Annotated in this window: 18 protein-coding genes; 7 read left to right on the plus strand and 11 right to left on the minus strand. The window is 47.9% G+C overall.

Translation table 11 applies throughout. The features are described from left to right. Positions 1 to 9: 9 nt before the first annotated feature. Positions 10 to 1,188 carry a glutamyl-tRNA reductase gene (hemA, locus tag R3E63_00730; protein MEZ5538488.1) on the minus strand — a complete coding sequence of 393 codons (1,179 nt, stop codon included), beginning with the start codon at positions 1,186 to 1,188 and terminating at the stop codon, positions 10 to 12. 420 nt (positions 1,189 to 1,608) lie between these two features. Here hemA and R3E63_00735 point away from each other — a divergent pair, with 420 nt between their 5' ends. The 5 genes from R3E63_00735 (at position 1,609) to R3E63_00755 (ending at position 7,005) form a co-directional block, all read left to right on the plus strand. Continuing rightward, positions 1,609 to 3,051 carry a tetratricopeptide repeat protein gene (locus R3E63_00735; protein MEZ5538489.1) on the plus strand — a complete coding sequence of 481 codons (1,443 nt, stop codon included), beginning with the start codon at positions 1,609 to 1,611 and terminating at the stop codon, positions 3,049 to 3,051. Between the two features lie 87 nt (positions 3,052 to 3,138). Continuing rightward, positions 3,139 to 3,465, plus strand: a complete 327-nt coding sequence (gene trxA, locus R3E63_00740; protein MEZ5538490.1) for a thioredoxin TrxA — start codon at positions 3,139 to 3,141, stop codon at positions 3,463 to 3,465. A gap of 253 nt (positions 3,466 to 3,718) precedes the next feature. After that, positions 3,719 to 4,978 carry a transcription termination factor Rho gene (gene rho, locus R3E63_00745; protein ID MEZ5538491.1) on the plus strand — a complete coding sequence of 420 codons (1,260 nt, stop codon included), beginning with the start codon at positions 3,719 to 3,721 and terminating at the stop codon, positions 4,976 to 4,978. 117 nt (positions 4,979 to 5,095) lie between these two features. Continuing rightward, positions 5,096 to 6,562: a 4-hydroxy-3-polyprenylbenzoate decarboxylase gene (gene ubiD, locus R3E63_00750; protein MEZ5538492.1), complete on the plus strand. Its 1,467-nt coding sequence runs from the start codon at positions 5,096 to 5,098 to the stop codon at positions 6,560 to 6,562. A 17-nt stretch (positions 6,563 to 6,579) separates the two neighbouring features. Next, positions 6,580 to 7,005 carry a nuclear transport factor 2 family protein gene (locus tag R3E63_00755; GenBank protein MEZ5538493.1) on the plus strand — a complete coding sequence of 142 codons (426 nt, stop codon included), beginning with the start codon at positions 6,580 to 6,582 and terminating at the stop codon, positions 7,003 to 7,005. 12 nt (positions 7,006 to 7,017) lie between these two features. Here R3E63_00755 and R3E63_00760 read toward each other — a convergent pair whose 3' ends face one another. From R3E63_00760 to R3E63_00780, 5 genes are read right to left on the minus strand one after another with little or no spacing between them, the layout of a single operon-like run. Further along, on the minus strand, positions 7,018 to 7,677 hold the full coding sequence (locus tag R3E63_00760) for an SCO family protein (GenBank protein ID MEZ5538494.1): 660 nt from the start codon (positions 7,675 to 7,677) through the stop codon (positions 7,018 to 7,020). Between the two features lie 12 nt (positions 7,678 to 7,689). After that, positions 7,690 to 8,571 carry a heme o synthase gene (gene cyoE, locus R3E63_00765; GenBank protein ID MEZ5538495.1) on the minus strand — a complete coding sequence of 294 codons (882 nt, stop codon included), beginning with the start codon at positions 8,569 to 8,571 and terminating at the stop codon, positions 7,690 to 7,692. 1 nt (position 8,572) lies between these two features. Next, positions 8,573 to 9,601 carry a COX15/CtaA family protein gene (locus tag R3E63_00770; protein ID MEZ5538496.1) on the minus strand — a complete coding sequence of 343 codons (1,029 nt, stop codon included), beginning with the start codon at positions 9,599 to 9,601 and terminating at the stop codon, positions 8,573 to 8,575. A gap of 3 nt (positions 9,602 to 9,604) precedes the next feature. Next, complete coding sequence (locus tag R3E63_00775) at positions 9,605 to 10,222, minus strand: hypothetical protein (GenBank protein MEZ5538497.1); 618 nt, start codon at positions 10,220 to 10,222, stop codon at positions 9,605 to 9,607. Between the two features lie 7 nt (positions 10,223 to 10,229). After that, positions 10,230 to 10,988 (minus strand): SURF1 family protein, encoded by a 759-nt coding sequence (locus R3E63_00780; protein MEZ5538498.1) that lies wholly within the window; start codon positions 10,986 to 10,988, stop codon positions 10,230 to 10,232. Between the two features lie 71 nt (positions 10,989 to 11,059). Between R3E63_00780 and R3E63_00785 the strand changes: the two genes are divergently transcribed. Beyond that, positions 11,060 to 11,323 carry a DUF2909 domain-containing protein gene (locus R3E63_00785; GenBank protein ID MEZ5538499.1) on the plus strand — a complete coding sequence of 88 codons (264 nt, stop codon included), beginning with the start codon at positions 11,060 to 11,062 and terminating at the stop codon, positions 11,321 to 11,323. A gap of 74 nt (positions 11,324 to 11,397) precedes the next feature. Here the strand turns inward: R3E63_00785 and R3E63_00790 are convergent, their stop codons facing one another. The 5 genes from R3E63_00790 to R3E63_00810 form a co-directional block, all read right to left on the minus strand. Further along, a complete protein-coding gene (locus R3E63_00790) occupies positions 11,398 to 12,351 on the minus strand; it encodes a cytochrome c oxidase subunit 3 (GenBank protein MEZ5538500.1) in 954 nt (317 codons plus the stop codon). A gap of 19 nt (positions 12,352 to 12,370) precedes the next feature. Next, positions 12,371 to 12,943: a cytochrome c oxidase assembly protein gene (locus R3E63_00795; protein ID MEZ5538501.1), complete on the minus strand. Its 573-nt coding sequence runs from the start codon at positions 12,941 to 12,943 to the stop codon at positions 12,371 to 12,373. Between the two features lie 40 nt (positions 12,944 to 12,983). Continuing rightward, the gene (ctaD, locus tag R3E63_00800; protein MEZ5538502.1) at positions 12,984 to 14,537 is read right to left on the minus strand and encodes a cytochrome c oxidase subunit I; all 1,554 of its coding nucleotides are present in this window, start codon (positions 14,535 to 14,537) and stop codon (positions 12,984 to 12,986) included. Positions 14,538 to 14,550: 13 nt separating this feature from the next. Beyond that, positions 14,551 to 15,693 carry a cytochrome c oxidase subunit II gene (gene coxB / locus R3E63_00805; protein ID MEZ5538503.1) on the minus strand — a complete coding sequence of 381 codons (1,143 nt, stop codon included), beginning with the start codon at positions 15,691 to 15,693 and terminating at the stop codon, positions 14,551 to 14,553. A gap of 163 nt (positions 15,694 to 15,856) precedes the next feature. Beyond that, on the minus strand, positions 15,857 to 16,117 hold the full coding sequence (locus tag R3E63_00810; GenBank protein MEZ5538504.1) for a YheV family putative zinc ribbon protein: 261 nt from the start codon (positions 16,115 to 16,117) through the stop codon (positions 15,857 to 15,859). 81 nt (positions 16,118 to 16,198) lie between these two features. Between R3E63_00810 and R3E63_00815 the strand changes: the two genes are divergently transcribed. Further along, the gene (locus R3E63_00815; protein MEZ5538505.1) at positions 16,199 to 16,735 is read left to right on the plus strand and encodes a gamma carbonic anhydrase family protein; all 537 of its coding nucleotides are present in this window, start codon (positions 16,199 to 16,201) and stop codon (positions 16,733 to 16,735) included. Positions 16,736 to 16,762: the final 27 nt, after the last annotated feature.

Here is a 16,762-nt window from a genome sequence, read left to right on the forward strand (position 1 = left end):
ATGGAAGCTTTATTTTTTATTATTGATAACGGATAGCGACTGATTTTCAGGCAAGCGTTTCAGCATTTCTGTTGGATGGTGCAACAATTTATTGGTCAAATTACGCGCCAATACTTTGACAACATCATCAACAGATTGTCCTTGTGCCACCAATTTAAGTGCGCGCGCCACTTCTGCATCGCGCCACGCTTCTGCTTTACGACGGTATTCCACAATACTTGATGCAACTTCCTGCTCAAATTTTCCTTGGTGATAGGCCGCAACACCTTCTTCAACGATTACACGCGCATCTTCGGCTGCTTGTTCTCGCGCGCGCAAATTTTCATCAATCACATCACGCAAATCGTCGACAGTGTACAAATACACATCGTCCAATTCGCCTACTTGCGGCTCAATATCACGAGGAACAGCGATATCCACCATAAACATCGGCTGATGTCTGCGTTGTTTCAAGGCTTGCTCCACTGCTCCTTTACCTAATACCGGCAACTGGCTGGCGGTAGATGAAATCACGATGTCGGCTTCGTGCAGGCGTTGTGGAATATCACCCAATAAAATGGCTTCCGCCTGAATGGATTCTGCCAATTCCTGCGCGCGCTCCAAAGTGCGATTGGCAATAATAATTTTCGCCACACCCTGCTCGCGCAGATGACGCGCCACCAACTCAATTGTTTTTCCAGCGCCGATTAACAACGCCGTGTTATCGCGTAAATCAGAAAAAATTTGCTGTGCTAACCGCACTGCGGCATAAGCGACAGAAACAGGGTTGTGCCCAATAGCGGTTTCTGAACGCACGCGTTTGGAAACGGCAAAGACTTGCTGAAAAGTCTGGTGCAATGCGCCGTTCAATGTCCCAGCTTCAACCGCTTGGGCGACGGCAGCTTTCATTTGCCCAAAAATTTGAGGCTCACCCAATACCAAGGAATCCAAGCCACAAGACACCAACATCAAATGACGCACAGCGATGTCGTCGTTGTGGTGATAGTGACAGTGCCGCAGCTCCTCCACATCCAACTGATGGAAAGTTGCTAACCAATCCAACACGGCGTGCACTTGCACCTGTGCAGATGCTGCCAAATACAGTTCCGTGCGGTTACAGGTTGACAAAATAACAGCATCAGAACCGCCCGCCGCTGCAGACAACGCGCACAGTGCTTCGGTCATTCGAGCGGGGAGCAACACTGACACCGCTCGCGCAGCGCCAAAGAAGCCGAATTGTGATTAATGCCAACAACCAATAAAGACATGCAGGAACCCGCAAAATTCGGCGTCATTATACTGTTCGGCTCGTGTTGGGTAATCCGCAGTCTCTCTATATCATGAGCGCATTTATTACTCAGGCATCGCCATGGCTTCCCACTCTTCTTTCCGCTATCTGGCCAGCAGTTTGCTTTAGCGCTTGCTCGTCGGCTGCAGTTACTCGCCATCCAGCTGGAAACGAGCAGCTCATCGCCCAAAGTGGAGTTAGATAAACCTCTTCCGATGGGGCGCTGTACTCACTGCTAGTGGTTGTAGCGGCTATCAATCGCGGCAATTGATATCGCATTAGCTAATTACTACCAACAGGCTTATAAAACACGCGATGCCGATATTGCTCGCCGCGCAACCATGCTGGCCAGTTATTTACAAGCTCACCAAGCTGCGCTGGATCTCGCCCAACTGTGGTCAACCATAGAGCCAGACAATGCAGAGCCGATTTATATTGCGGGCCAATATTTTCTCGACAACGGACAGCCTCAAGCTGCTTTGCAACAATCAAAAAAATTATTGGCGCTGCAAGCGCGTTCTTTATTTCTCGCTATCGCCACCAACCCTATCACGGCCGAAAAAGAAAACCTGAGTTCACTCACGAACGAATACGCCGATCTATTGAAAGAGCATCCAGACAACATTGATTTATTACTCGGCAATGCCGCTTTGCTCTCCGCCAATGAACGCTATGAAGACAGCATTGCTTTAATCGACAAAGCATTAGCAGCCGACAAGGATAACTTAGCAGCGCGCTTACTCGAAGTGGATGTGTTATACAAAAACGGCAGGCCTGATACCGCCGTTAAGCGCATGGGCGATCTCGTCAACAATGATCCAGAAAACGAGCGCCTACGCATGGAATATGCACGCATGCTGAGTGAAGTAGACCTCAAGAAAGCGCGCGAGCAGTTTGACTATCTAGCGCAGAAAAACTCTCTGGAATCCAATTTATTGTTGGCAAGAGCGCTGGTTAACTTTCAACTAAAAGATTACGCACAAGCACGAGAGTTTTTTGAACAACTTTTATTTCTAAAGAAAAATACGGACACAGCACATTTTTATTTAGGCGAAATTGATTTAGCCACCCAGAAAACAGGCAAAGCACTGGAGCATTTTCGCCGTGTAGAAAATGGTAGCGAATACCTGCCTGCAGCAACAAAAGCCTTTCAGTTGATGGTGCAGCAAAACCGTCGGCTTGAAGGGCAGCAATGGTTAGCCAATCAAAGAACTTTGCATCCCACACTTGCACCCGCTCTGTATTTGATTGAAGCCGATGCGCTGTTTCGCAGCAATGACATCCCGCGCAGTCTTGCCGTACTCAACGAGGCGCTCAAGCAATACCCCAATACGCCCAACCTCAACATGGCACGCTCACTGATTCATCAACAGCAGGGCAACCTCGCCGCCGCCGAGGCCGATTTACGCGCAGTGCTCGCTATCGAACCTCGCAATGTTGATGCCTTAAATGCGCTGGGCTACCTGCTGGCCGATAGCAACCGCCAGCTGGACGAAGCCAAACAATTATTGGATCGCGCACTGGCATTGCAGCCTAAAGACCCTGCAATACTCGACAGCATGGGCTGGCTACTTTTTCGCACAGGGCAAAATGAAGAAGCCTTGTTGCGCCTAAAACAATCCTTTGCCCTACACCCAAATGATGAAGTGGCAGCCCACCTCGGCGAAGTGTTGTGGCAGACCAATCAGCGCGATGAAGCTAAAAAAATGTGGAATGAAGGCTTGAAACTAGAGCCCAATAGCGAAGCTATTCGCAATACACGCCAACGCCTGCAAGCGCAATAATCGCGCGGCAATGCGCGTGTCAATCTTGGAGGCACTGAGGGCTTAGGCTATGATGGCCTCCCTTTTAATTCCGCACTGGAGAACGCCATGAGCGACGCCATTGTCCATGTCACCGATGCCAGCTTTGATGCTGATGTACTCAAAGCCAGCCAGCCTGTGTTGGTCGATTTCTGGGCTGCATGGTGCGGTCCCTGCAAAATGATTGCCCCCATTTTGGATGAACTTGCCAAAGAATTAGGCGACAAAATCAAGGTCTGTAAAATGGATGTGGATGCCAACAAAGAAACACCGGCCAAGTTCAATATTCGCGGCATTCCTACACTAATGATTTTCAAAAATGGCAATTTAGAGAGCACTAAAGTCGGCGCACTGTCTAAAGTGCAACTGATCGAGTTCATCAACAGCAACCTGTAATGGATATGCCATACCGAGGAGGCAGTACAGCCTCCTCGCTCTGCCCACTAGACAAGAACAAGCAAGGCAACCTATAGTTAGCCGCATATCCACTGGCGCAGCATTCATAAGTCGGCTCCCATAACACCGACAGCTCGCACAACAGTTCAATCCCTCACTCCCTACACACTCACAAAGACTATTCAGTGCCACCATACGGCGCCTCCCCGCACCCCTTCCACCCACTCTCCTCAAACGCATGACAAAAGACGCTATGAATCTGACGGATCTGAAAGCCAAACCCATCGAAGAACTACTGCAAATCGCCGAAAGCATCGGCCTCGAAAATATGGCGCGTAATCGCAAGCAGGATGTGATCTTCACCATCCTCAAGCGCCACGCTAAAAGTGGTGAGGAAATCAGCGGCGAGGGTGTGTTAGAAATTCTGCAAGACGGCTTCGGCTTCTTACGCTCTTCCAGCTCTTCCTATCTCGCTGGCCCCGACGACATCTATGTCTCACCCAGCCAGATTCGCCGTTTCAACTTGCGCACTGGCGATGAAGTCATCGGCAAAATTCGTCCACCCAAAGAAGGCGAACGCTATTTCGCCCTGCTGAAAGTTGACACCATCAACGGTGACCGTCCTGAAGGCACCAAGAACAAAGCCCTGTTTGAAAACTTGACACCGCTGTTCCCCAACCAGCGTATGAAGCTGGAAGCGGGCAATGGCTCGCGTGAAGATTTGACCGGTCGCATCATTGATTTGATCGCACCCATCGGCAAGGGCCAGCGCGGCTTGATCGTCGCACCGCCGAAAGCCGGTAAGACCATCATGATGCAGAACATCGCGCAGGCCATTGCTCGTAATAACCCTGAATGCCATTTGATTGTGCTGCTGATCGACGAGCGCCCAGAAGAAGTCACCGAGATGCAGCGCTCGGTGCGCGGCGAAGTGGTTGCCTCTACTTTTGACGAACCGCCCACACGCCATGTGCAAGTCGCGGAAATGGTGATTGAGCGCGCTAAGCGTTTGGTCGAACACAAAAAAGATGTGGTGATTTTGTTGGATTCCATCACCCGCCTCGCGCGCGCTTATAACACTGTGATTCCCTCTTCCGGCAAAGTATTGACCGGCGGTGTCGACGCCAACGCACTGGAGCGCCCGAAACGCTTCTTCGGCGCGGCGCGCAATATCGAACACGGCGGCAGCCTCACCATCATCGCCACTTCTTTGGTCGACACCGGTTCCAAAATGGACGAAGTGATCTACGAGGAATTCAAAGGCACGGGCAATATGGAGTTACACCTCGATCGCAAAATTGCTGAAAAACGCGTCTACCCTGCGATCAATATTCGCCGCTCCGGTACGCGCCGCGAAGAATTGTTGATGGCGGAAGATGAAATGCAGAAAGCGTGGATACTGCGCAAACTGTTACACGATATGGAAGACACGCCAGCAACAGAATTCCTTGTCGACAAATTGAAAGATTGCAAAACCAACGAAGAGTTTTTTGCTTCGATGAAACGGAAATAGATGACCCCTCCGGCGCTACGCGCCACCTCTCCTATTTCATAGGGAAGGGTTTTATTCTCCCCCTGCGCGGCAGGGGGAGTGCCCAAAGGGCGAGGGGTTTCATACAAGGCTCACTGCATGAAACACAAAGACCTGCGCGACTTTATCGCCTTCCTCGAAAAAAACGGTGAACTCAAACGCATCACAGCCGAAGTCGATCCGCATTTGGAAATGACAGAAATCTGTGATCGCGTGTTGCGCGCCGGCGGCCCTGCGCTGTTGTTTGAAAATCCCAAAGGCTACGACATTCCTGTACTCGCCAATTTATTTGGCACAGAAAAACGCGTCGCACTCGGCATGGGTCGCGAATCGGTGGATGATTTGCGCGATGTCGGCAAATTACTCGCTTATCTCAAAGAACCGGAACCGCCAAAAGGTTTTCGCGATTTAATTGGTCAACTGCCGACACTAAAACAAGTATTAAACATGGCACCAAAAGTGTTGCGCGATGCGCCGTGCCAAGAAAATATTTTGGAAGGTGACGCGGTTGATTTGCACCAATTGCCCATCCAAACTTGCTGGCCAGACGACGCTGCGCCACTCATCACTTGGCCACTCGTCATCACGCGCGGCCCGCACAAAGAGCGACAAAACCTCGGCATCTATCGCATGCAATTAATCGGCAAAAACCGTTTGATCATGCGCTGGTTATCGCATCGCGGTGGCGCACTCGATTTCCGCGAATGGCAGCAACAAAATCCGAGGAAACCATTCTCCGTTTCGGTTGCACTCGGCGCCGATCCTGCAACGATTTTGGGTGCAGTAACTCCCGTTCCCGATACATTATCGGAATACGCTTTTGCCGGTTTATTGCGCGGTGAAAAAACCGAAGTGATCAAAAGTATCGGCAATGATTTACAAGTGCCCGCGTCGGCTGAATTTATTTTGGAAGGCGTTATTCATCCAGACGACATGGCGGACGAAGGACCGTTTGGCGATCACACCGGTTATTACAACGAAGTCGATCGTTTCCCCGTGTTTACGGTTGAACGCATCACTCATCGCAACAAACCGATTTATCACAGCACTTACACCGGCAGGCCGCCCGACGAACCCGCGATTCTCGGCGTGGCACTGAATGAAGTCTTTGTACCTCTACTGCAAAAACAATTTCCAGAAATTACCGATTTTTATTTGCCGCCTGAAGGCTGTTCGTATCGCCTCGCGGTGGTAACGATGAAAAAACAATACCCGGGTCATGCCAAGCGCGTGATGATGGGTGTGTGGTCTTTTTTGCGTCAATTCATGTATACAAAATTCGTTATCGTGACAGATGACGATGTAAATGCACGCGATTGGAAAGATGTAGTGTGGGCGATTACTACACGCATGGATCCGATTCGCGATACGGTTTTGGTCGATAACACGCCGATAGATTATTTAGATTTTGCATCCCCCGTTTCTGGTTTAGGTTCGAAAATGGGCTTGGATGCCACGCACAAATGGACGGGCGAAACACAACGCGAATGGGGTAAGCCGATAGCAATGAATGCCGAAGTAAAACAACGCGTAGACGCGTTGTGGCAAACACTCAATCTCGATTAAAAGAAAAAGGAATCAACATGACTGAGCACACTGAACATCTCGCCATCAAAGCCAATATGCAATCCGTTGCGCTCGCCATGCAGGGCGACCGCGAAGGTTGGTTGGCGCTCTACGCTGATGATGCTGTAGTGCAAGACCCAGTTGGCATTTCACCGTTTGACACCAGTGGCGCAGGCCACCAAGGCAAAGCTGCCATCGCAAAATTCTGGGATATGGTAATCGGCCCATCAAAACTAACCATCAATGTACACAAACGCATTCCTAGCGGTGAACGCTCGTGCGCGGTTTTGCAAACTGCCATTAACGATATGGGCAAAGGCAAAACAGAAGTGGAAATGATCGCGGTCTACGAAGTGAGTGACGAAGGAAAAATCATTCGCATGAGTGCTTTTTGGAGTTGGGCAGACATGGAATCCCAACTCAAAAAATTGGGATTCATGTAATCACGAGCGTGATTATTTACCGTAATCGCGCTGATACTGCGCACGCACAGATGACAGCGCCACACGCAGGCGCAAAGGATCAAAAGGCGGCTTAAACAACCCGTGGTAGTGGCCGCGCGGGTTGATCACCGCAATATTACCGCTGTGCTCCATTAAATAACTACCGCCTTCAATGGGTACTTTGGTAAACCCCGTGTTCAAATCGGTAGCAAAACGAATCAGATCCATATGCTCGCCGGTCACACCCATAAAAGCGGGATTAAAATAAGCCGTGTACTCTTTTAGCTTTTGTGGCGTATCTCGTGCTGGGTCTACAGAAACCAACATCACCTGCACATCATCCGCTTCTTTTTCTTTTTGCAATTCGCGATACAGTTTATCCAATACGCCCAAGGTTGTTGGACAGATATCTGGGCAATAGGTGAATCCAAAAAATACCAGTGTCCACTTTCCCTGAAAAGTATTTTTATCAAATACCTTGCCATTTTGATCTACCAAAACAGGATCACGAAATACTCTCGGCTTATCAAAGAAAAGACCGCCGTAAGTTTCCATTTTTTCTTTGCTAAAAATAGCAGGTTGCATCATGCGATGTACAAAGCCACCCACCAAACTCCCCATAAACAACAGCAAGGCTACTATTGTCAGGCGTATCTTTAATTTTTCACTCACACAAAACCTCAACTAAAACCAGTAGTGATCCAACAACATAACGACAAATAGCGCCATCAAATAAATAATCGAATATTTAAAGGTTTCCATGCCCGCTTTGGGTTTTTCGTGATACAGCTGAATCGACCAAAATAAAAAGCCGGCACCCAATACAACAGCGCTCACCAAGTACAGCCAACCAAACATACCCGTCGCAAACGGCAACAAAGTCACTGCAATCAACATCAAGGTGTACAAAATAACATGCAGCGCTGTCAGCTTTATGCCGTGTGTAACAGGCATCATAGGAATACCCGCTTTGGCGTATTCATCGCGACGGTGGATTGCCAGCGCCCAAAAATGCGGCGGCGTCCACGCAAAAATTACCAGCACCAACAGCAACGCATCGTGATGTATATGGTTGGTCACCGCTGTCCAACCAAGCAATGGTGGCACTGCACCAGCCAAACCACCGATAACAATATTTTGTGGCGTAGCGCGTTTCAAAAAACGCGTATACACAAAGGCATAGCCAATTAATGCTGAAAAAGTTAGCCACATGGTGAGGTCGTTGGTGAACACTTTTAACACCAACATGCCGATTACACCAAGCACAGCGGCAAACAATATTGCCTGCTTACTACTAATGCGGCCTTGTGCAACAGGGCGATTGATTGTGCGCGCCATTTTCAAATCAATACGCTGATCCACAATATGATTGACTGCAGCGGCGGATGCCGCACAAAACGCAATCCCCAAATTACCAAACAATAAAACTTGCCACGGTACAGCACCTGGCACCGATAACAACATACCGATGACCGATGTCAAAATCATCAGAGCCACAACATTGGGTTTGCACAACTCTAAATAGTCACGCCACAGTGCGCGTTGTAGCTTGGTCATCTCTGTCATATCAACTTTCTCGTTCTGCTTGGTTTTGCGCAGTAAACAATCGATGAGTCAGCGTCACCATTACCAACAGCAAAATCGCACCCATACCGTTATGTGCAACTGCCACAAAGAGCGGCAGCCCAAAAAATACATTACTGATCCCCAGTGACACTTGTGCAAATAACGCCAACAACAATACAAGCGCCATGTTTTGACATTTTTTAATACGCGTACGCCACAGACAAAACACCAATAACATCAGCAGTACAGTTACCGCTACAGCACCAACACGATGCGCAAAGTGAATCGCCGTGCGCGCTGTATTATCCAACTGGCCACCTAAATAATTGGGTCCAATGTGCTGCAAAACATTAAAGCCCGATGCAAAATCCATTTCCGGCACCCACTCACCATGACAGGTTGGCAAATCTGGGCAAGCTAACGCTGCATAATTAGAAGTAGTCCAACCGCCCAGAGCAATTTGTACAATAACTACCAACAAACCAGCGACTACCAACTTTCGCAAGTGCATCACTTTTTTCAAATTTTCTGCATTTAATGACCAAACAAATCCCCCTAAACGCTGTGCTAACAACCACAACAAAGACAGCGTCGTAAATCCACCCAATAAATGCGCAGTCACTACTTGTGGCCACAACAAAAGCGTCACGGTCCACATACCAAACAATCCCTGCAAGATAACAAACCCCAACATAAACGCAGGTAGCTTTACCGGCTGATCAATTTGACGGCGATTTTTAATTGAAATAATTAGCAAGCCGATCATCAACAAGCCTAAACTCGAAGCAAAAATACGATGGATTTGCTCTGGCCAAGTTTTATCCGTTTCAACGGGTGTGGCTGCAAAATTTTGATTTGCCGTGTGAATTTCTTCTGGCGTGTTTGGCACCCAGAAATGGTTATAGCATGTTGGCCAATCAGGACACCCAAGACCTGCGTGTACTAAACGAGTATACGCGCCAAGTATCACAACAATAACTGCAACACAAAACGCAAAAGCGGCGAGATAAAAGCCAGGCTTACGTATCATGGACTACTCCACTTCTTTCAGCAGAAATTTAATATCTTTCATCACATCTTTATAAGTATTGTCGACGGTGTAATACATCATGACAAAGCCACGAGGGTCTACTAAAAAGAAATTTGTTTTCTTTTCGTCAGCAGGAGAATAGTTGGTCTGCTTTAACAATTTGTGCCACTGCTCATCACCAGCATGGAGCACAACGACATCACTGTGTTCTTTTTTTAGCCATTGGGTAGTTTCTTTATCCATGGCTCCACCCGTCACCAACCAAACGCGTTGTAAATGCCCGCTGTATTTACCCAGTGCAGTACGCGTCTGTCGATTCAACCAAAAACGCTGTTTGCAGCTTTCATTACAAGCGGCCGACTGTACGGTTAAAAAAGTCCAAGTACCGCTTTTTGCCGTTCCATCAAAGACAACAACTTTTCCATCCATATCCGTTGGATGTAAATCATTAAGCTGCAACGGCGGCACGACTAACACACCTTTATTGTGCGTAGTTTTTGGCATACCAATACCGGTATAAAAAACAAAAGTGGCCGCCAAAACCACAAAGACGGGAATGAGCATGAGTGTAAGCAACACCAATTTTCCGTTTCGTGTTTCAGCAGCGGTATGGTTCGTCATAAAAATCTCACTTAACAAAATTAGCAGTGTTATTGGCCACTACTCTAAATGAATAAAATCCGTAACAAAGTAGTAATGCAAAAGCCATCGCAAACCATTGCACGGCATACGCTGTATTTTTTTCAGGTTGTATATTGACGATGGGCCACTGCGTAGCCAATGCCGAAGGTGCCGTAGGCGTCAATCTTACAAGCACTGGCAATAATGTTGATTGCAGAGCCTGTTCTGCGCCAACTAAGTTCATGCGCCCTACGCGTTTTGGCCAACCGGATTCTGCAAATATAGGTTTTTCGTCTCGCCATGCTAATGACTCATAAATCTCACCAACTTCACTACCTGTAGTGGTAACCGGCGGAATAATGGGTAACTGATTGCGCAAAGCCGGTGCAGGCAGCCAGCCGCGATTAACTAACACTAAACCCTGATTATTATCCAAACGCATTACACCAAAGACATAATAGCCATTACGTTCATCGTATATCTGATTTTCGAGTAAAAAAGATTTTTCTAACCACTGCCCACGCAATACAACAGGGGTCAAGTGCCACGCCACTTTTGTATTTTTTGAAGCAATATCGCGAGCTATTTCTGGCAATAGATCCACAAGAAAAACCGGCGGCTTTTTATGCTGTTCGTCGGCTTGCGCCAGCACAATTCTATTGGTATCAGCGCGATGCAATTGCCAAAAACCAAGACCCACCAATACCGGCAACAAAATGACCGTCAATACAGTGATGCGCCACTCAAACCTAAATTTGCGTGCCATTTTGATCAAACCTGATTTGCTTGCCGACGCTATAATGCGAGCGCGCTAAATTTGTTTTCATTGAGGTAGCCATGTCTACGGTTCAACTGCAAGTATTGATACTTATCATCATATTACTCATGGTTGCGAGTCTCTTACGCAGCCTTTATGTGCTTTTTAAAGACAATGGCAATCCAAAATCTCATCGCACACTGCACAATTTAATCACTCGCGTCACCTTAGCTGCAGCGCTACTCAGTGCCATGATTTACGGTTTTTACACCGGAAAGCTGCAATCACACGCGCCTTGGAATAATCCCGCCGTGACACAACCACAGCAACCTCTATCCAAATAATTTTTCTAAAACACTAACGCTTATACGCAAAAAAGCCCGCTTTTGCGGGCCTTTTCCTTGACCATCTCTGTGCTCTAGAACACATAGACCACGGCCACCAAGAACAACCAAACCACATCAACAAAGTGCCAATACCAGCTGGCTGCTTCAAAGCCAAAGTGGTCATCTTTATTAAAATGACCTTTCAGCGCCCTCAACAACATCACCAGCAACATAAAAGCGCCCAATGCAACGTGAAAGCCATGGAAGCCTGTCAACATGAAGAAAGTTGTACCGTAAATACCGGATTTCAGTGTTAAACCGTACTCAGTATACGCCTCGTGATATTCCTCGATTTGCAAATAAATAAATGCAGCCGCCAACAACACTGTGATAAACAACCACAATTTAAACGCACCGCGCTTATCCGCTTTCAATGCGTGATGAGCAAACTCACAAGTGATAGAAGAGGTTACCAAGAAAATGGTGTTCCACAGTGGCAACCAATGCATCATTTCCGCAGTGCCAGGCCAAGACATACTCTTATGCGGACCGACAAATGTTCCAGTATTGGCAATAATTTGATTGGCGACACCGCCAATAGCTTGCTGCGGTGTTTCCATCATTGGCCAACTAAAAGTAAAACCTTTCCACAGTAATTCATTGGTGAAATGACCAACACCCTCACCTGATAACCACGGGCCAACCAAAGCACGCACATAAAACAAGCTGCCAAAGAAAGTGGCAAAGAACATCACTTCAGAAAAGATAAACCACTGCATGCCAATACGGTAAGAGCGTTTCAGCTGTGCATTATTTAGCCCTTGGAGATGCTCTCCAATTGCTGTTCCGAACCAGCGAAATAAAACAGTCGCAAGAACTAAGCTGCCCAATATCAATAATGTTGGGCTACCAGGGCGCGCGGCGTGGAGGTCATTTAACCAAGTGGAGACCCCCACTAACATCATGCCGATACCCGCTGAAGCAAACAGAGGATACTTGCTTTGTTCTGGGACATAGTAGGTCTGTTGACCGTGTTCACTTGCCATAATGCTCTCCAGTTTTGCTTTAGTTTGACTTCACTGCTTCCGTCGGCTTGATCGATGCAGTTACATCAAACAAGGTATAGCTCAAAGTAATTGTATGGACTTCTTTTGGTAGCGCTTGATCAACAATAAACACTACCGGCATTTCTATGTCTTTCCCCGCTTCCAGCGTTTGCTGCGTAAAGCAGAAGCATTCCGTTTTGTGAAAATACTCCACAGCTTTTTCTGGAACAATACTGGGCACGGCCTGAGCCGTCATCTTTTTATCTGTTATGTTGCGCGCATAAAACACCGCTTGTGTCGGCTGACCCGGATGCACTTCTACCGACGCCTGCTTTGCGCGAAACTCCCATGGCATATTCGCGCTGTTAATGGTCACAAACTGCACCTTTACCAATCGCGTTTTATCTACCTTAACCTCTTCCGCCACATAGGGTTTCTTACTGTTTAACCTCGGTGAATTGATATCCAAAATATTGCATAGCATGTTGTAAAACGGCGGCATTACAAACAGGGCAAAAACAAACATGCCCACTGCACCGAAAAGCAGCTTGGCGACAATATGTTTGTCGCCTTTTTGATCAACCTGCCCCATTACTTACCGCTACTTTAACTAGAAATAACAACAAACCGTCTTACTTAACCTGTGGCGGAACACTGAATGTGTGATACGGCGCAGGCGTTGGTACTGTCCACTCCAAACCTTCTGCACCATCCCATGTTTTTGCTTCTGTTGTCGGTTTGCCAGCAACAATTGTGCGCACGATGTTAAACAAGAACAATACCTGCGAAGCACCGTAAATCATCGCGCCAATAGAAGACACCATGTTCCAATCAGCAAAAATTAAGTTGTAGTCTGGGATACGACGCGGCATACCTGCCAAACCAACGAAATGTTGCGGGAAGAAAGTCAAGTTAAAGCCGATGAAAGAAATCCAGAAGTGCGTCTTACCCATCGTCTCGGAGTACATGCGACCACTCCACTTAGGCAGCCAATAGTAAATGGCTGCTGACATGGAGAACATCGCACCAGCCACCATGACATAGTGGAAGTGGGCAACAACAAAGTAGCTGTCGTGATACTGGAAGTCGACTGGAGCCATTGCCAGCATCAAGCCGGAGAAACCGCCCGTGGTGAACAGAATCAAGAACGCAATACAGAACAACATTGGCGTTTCAAAGCTAAGTGAGCCTTGGAACATAGTGGCTACCCAGTTGAAAACTTTTACGCCCGTTGGTACTGCGATCAACATGGTGGCGATCATGAAATACATTTCGCCCGCGACAGGAATACCAACCACGAACATGTGGTGAGCCCACACGATGAATGACAAAAACGCAATTGCTGCCGTTGCATACACCATTGAGCTGTAACCAAACAAAGGCTTACGAGCAAAGGTTGGAATAATTTGTGACACCACACCAAAGGCTGGCAGGATGATGATGTAAACCTCTGGGTGACCAAAGAACCAGAATACATGCTGGAACAACACAGGGTCGCCGCCGCCAGCTGCACTAAAAAATGAAGTGCCGAAGTGAATATCCATCAACATCATGGTCACTGCGCCCGCCAATACGGGCATTACTGCTACCAACAAAAACGCTGTGATCAGCCAAGTCCAGCAGAACATGGGCATTTTCATCAAAGTCATACCAGGCGCACGCATATTCAATATGGTGGCGATGATATTGATAGAGCCCATGATGGACGAAAGGCCCATGATATGGATGGCAAAAATAAAGAAGGTGACCGAGGGTGGCGCATAAGTTGTCGACAATGGCGCATAAAAAGTCCAACCAAAGTTAGGTGCACCGCCTTGCATAAACAAAGTAGAGGCCAGCGTTAAGAAAGCGAATGGCAGCAACCAAAATGAGAAGTTGTTCATTCTCGGCAGCGCCATATCTGGCGCTCCCACCATCATAGGAATCATCCAGTTTGCCAGACCAACGAACGAAGGCATGATGGCACCGAATACCATCACCAATCCGTGCATCGTGATCATTTGATTGAAGAATTCTGGTTCAACCAATTGCAAACCTGGCTTAAACAATTCTGCACGGATAACCAGTGCAAAAGTGCCGCCCAAAAGGAACATTGCAAAACTGAACCACAAATACATCGAGCCAATATCTTTGTGGTTGGTGGAAAACAACCACCGGCTCAAACCTTTCGCTGGACCGTGCGCCATAGTTGTTTACTCCTCACTTCTTGCTCTTGAATTTGTAGACATCGACAGCCTGCAAGCTATCGCCCATATTGTTACCAAAGGCGTTACGCTGGTAAGTCACCACTGCCGCCAAATCCAAATCATTCAGCGAGCCACCAAAAGCCTGCATCGCCGTGCTTGGCACACCTTTAACAACAGTTTCTAGGTGATGATCGATAGGACCGATCGCAATTTTGCTGCCTGCGATCGCTTTACCCACGCCGCCTTCACCATTGACACCGTGACAAGCAACACAATCTTTTTCGTAGATTTTTTTGCCGCGCTCAATCTGCTGCTCAAGCGTAAAAGTTTGCGCCATCAACTCGCGTACTTTTTTCGCTTCAGCTTTTTTACCTTCCAGCCATTTGGCGTAATCTTCTTTCGTATCAACGACAACAACGATGGGCATAAAGCCGTGGTTCTTGCCGCACAGCTCCGCACATTGGCCACGAAAAATACCGGTTCTTTCTGCTTTAGCCCACGACTCATTCACAATACCAGGCACTGCATCTTTCTTAATTGCCAAAGCAGGAACCCACCACGAGTGAATAACATCATTCGCCGTAATTAAAAACCGTACTTTCGTATTAACAGGAATATGGACAGGCTCATCCACTTCCAATAGATAATATTCGCTTTTATCTTGTTTGCCGTAAATTTCATCTTGAGGCGTTGACAGATTAGAGAAGAAACTTACACCTTCTTCACCGTGATAATCGTATTTCCATTTCCACTGGTAGCCAGTAACAACAATGTTCACTTCCGGCTCTTTGGTGTCATAAATTTTGAGCAGCGTCTGGATAGCCGGCCAAGCCAAGAAGCCCAGAATAACGAAAGGAATCAAAGTCCAAGCCAGCTCCGCACCCAAATGCTCGTGCCAATGCGCCGCTTTATGCCCCAGTGATTTACGGTGAGCAATGATGGAATAAAACATCACCGCAAAAACGCCCGCACCGATCGCCACACAAATCCAGATCGACAGCATATGCAGATCATAAATATCTTGACCCACTAAAGTGGCGCCCGGCGACAAGTTGATTTTGCTACGCTCGGCAAGATCAGCCCAAGCACCCATGGTGGCGACCGACAATACAGAGCCGAGCAAGAGCGTCAGCAGCCTTTTTGTTCTGGAATGCATGCCCTTATTCTCCGTTTTATGCTGTGAAAAATGTGGTTTGCTCAACTATTGAGCAAAGGCAGGTGCGACAAAGCGCCGCAAATTATAGTCATCGCACGGGGCAGGGTAAATATCTATCGGGGAAAAATGCTGGATAGCCTATCCTAAAACCAGCACACAAGGCTTACGCAGGATCAACAAACCTGACTGGAGTGACTTCCTCCGCACGCTCAGCCTCGGTGCGATTGACCCTTGTCTCCAGCTCACGAAAGTTCTGCTCAAACACCATTTCGGCATGATGCCCGCAGCTAACACACTCTTGGTGCTGAACACCGTTGCGGCGGAACATCACGATTTTATCCACAGCCTGACATTGCGGGCATTTTGCCCCCGCTACAAAGCGTTTGGGCGTATCGGGAAGCGATGGCTGATCTGAAGTATTCATGCTGCGGCAATCCATGAAACCGAGGCTATCATTATAGCGAGAGCACACTTCCCTCTGGAGCACAGCATGACCACCTCCTCTATTTCCATTCGTTCGCATCAAGGCAAGACGCCGCAATTAGGCGAACGCGTCTTTGTGGATGGCATGGCCTGCGTCATCGGCGATGTACATTTGGGCGATGACTGTTCTGTGTGGCCACACACCGTCATTCGCGGCGATATGCACCGCATTCGTATCGGCGCGCGTTGCAGCATTCAAGACAACTCCGTGCTACACATCACACACGCTGGTCCTTATGAAGCTGACGGTTTTCCATTAACGCTGGGTGATGATGTCACGGTAGGGCATCGCGTGGTGTTGCACGGCTGCACTATCGGCAATCGCGTGCTGATCGGCATCGGCTCAATTGTGATGGATGGTGTGGTGATTGAAGATGATGTGGTGTTGGGCGCTGGCAGCTTGGTGCCGCCGGGAAAAAAATTGGAGAGCGGCTTTCTCTATGTCGGCAGCCCCGCTAAACAAGCGCGCGCACTGACCGACAAAGAGAAAAGTTTTTTTACTTACAGCGCGAACAATTACCGTAAATTAAAAGATCAATATCTGGCAGAAAACCGCTGATCTAAAAACAGTTGATGCGGAATCAGC

It is taken from the genome of Pseudomonadales bacterium (assembly GCA_041395665.1).
Lineage (GTDB): Bacteria > Pseudomonadota > Gammaproteobacteria > Pseudomonadales > UBA7239 > UBA7239.

Excerpts from the sequence above, each read along its gene's own strand:
- R3E63_00735 (MEZ5538489.1), top strand. The coding sequence starts at position 1,609 with ATGCTGGCCAGTTATTTACAAGCTCACCAAGCTGCGCTGGATCTCGCC.
- R3E63_00780 (MEZ5538498.1), bottom strand. The coding sequence starts at position 10,988 with ATGGCACGCAAATTTAGGTTTGAGTGGCGCATCACTGTATTGACGGTC.
- R3E63_00790 (MEZ5538500.1), bottom strand. The coding sequence starts at position 12,351 with ATGGCAAGTGAACACGGTCAACAGACCTACTATGTCCCAGAACAAAGC.
- R3E63_00785 (MEZ5538499.1), top strand. The coding sequence starts at position 11,060 with ATGTCTACGGTTCAACTGCAAGTATTGATACTTATCATCATATTACTC.
- rho (MEZ5538491.1), top strand. The coding sequence starts at position 3,719 with ATGAATCTGACGGATCTGAAAGCCAAACCCATCGAAGAACTACTGCAA.
- trxA (MEZ5538490.1), top strand. The coding sequence starts at position 3,139 with ATGAGCGACGCCATTGTCCATGTCACCGATGCCAGCTTTGATGCTGAT.
- R3E63_00770 (MEZ5538496.1), bottom strand. The coding sequence starts at position 9,601 with ATGATACGTAAGCCTGGCTTTTATCTCGCCGCTTTTGCGTTTTGTGTT.
- ctaD (MEZ5538502.1), bottom strand. The coding sequence starts at position 14,537 with ATGGCGCACGGTCCAGCGAAAGGTTTGAGCCGGTGGTTGTTTTCCACC.
- cyoE (MEZ5538495.1), bottom strand. The coding sequence starts at position 8,571 with ATGACAGAGATGACCAAGCTACAACGCGCACTGTGGCGTGACTATTTA.
- R3E63_00795 (MEZ5538501.1), bottom strand. The coding sequence starts at position 12,943 with ATGGGGCAGGTTGATCAAAAAGGCGACAAACATATTGTCGCCAAGCTG.
- R3E63_00775 (MEZ5538497.1), bottom strand. The coding sequence starts at position 10,222 with ATGACGAACCATACCGCTGCTGAAACACGAAACGGAAAATTGGTGTTG.
- coxB (MEZ5538503.1), bottom strand. The coding sequence starts at position 15,693 with ATGCATTCCAGAACAAAAAGGCTGCTGACGCTCTTGCTCGGCTCTGTA.
- R3E63_00755 (MEZ5538493.1), top strand. The coding sequence starts at position 6,580 with ATGACTGAGCACACTGAACATCTCGCCATCAAAGCCAATATGCAATCC.
- ubiD (MEZ5538492.1), top strand. The coding sequence starts at position 5,096 with ATGAAACACAAAGACCTGCGCGACTTTATCGCCTTCCTCGAAAAAAAC.
- R3E63_00810 (MEZ5538504.1), bottom strand. The coding sequence starts at position 16,117 with ATGAATACTTCAGATCAGCCATCGCTTCCCGATACGCCCAAACGCTTT.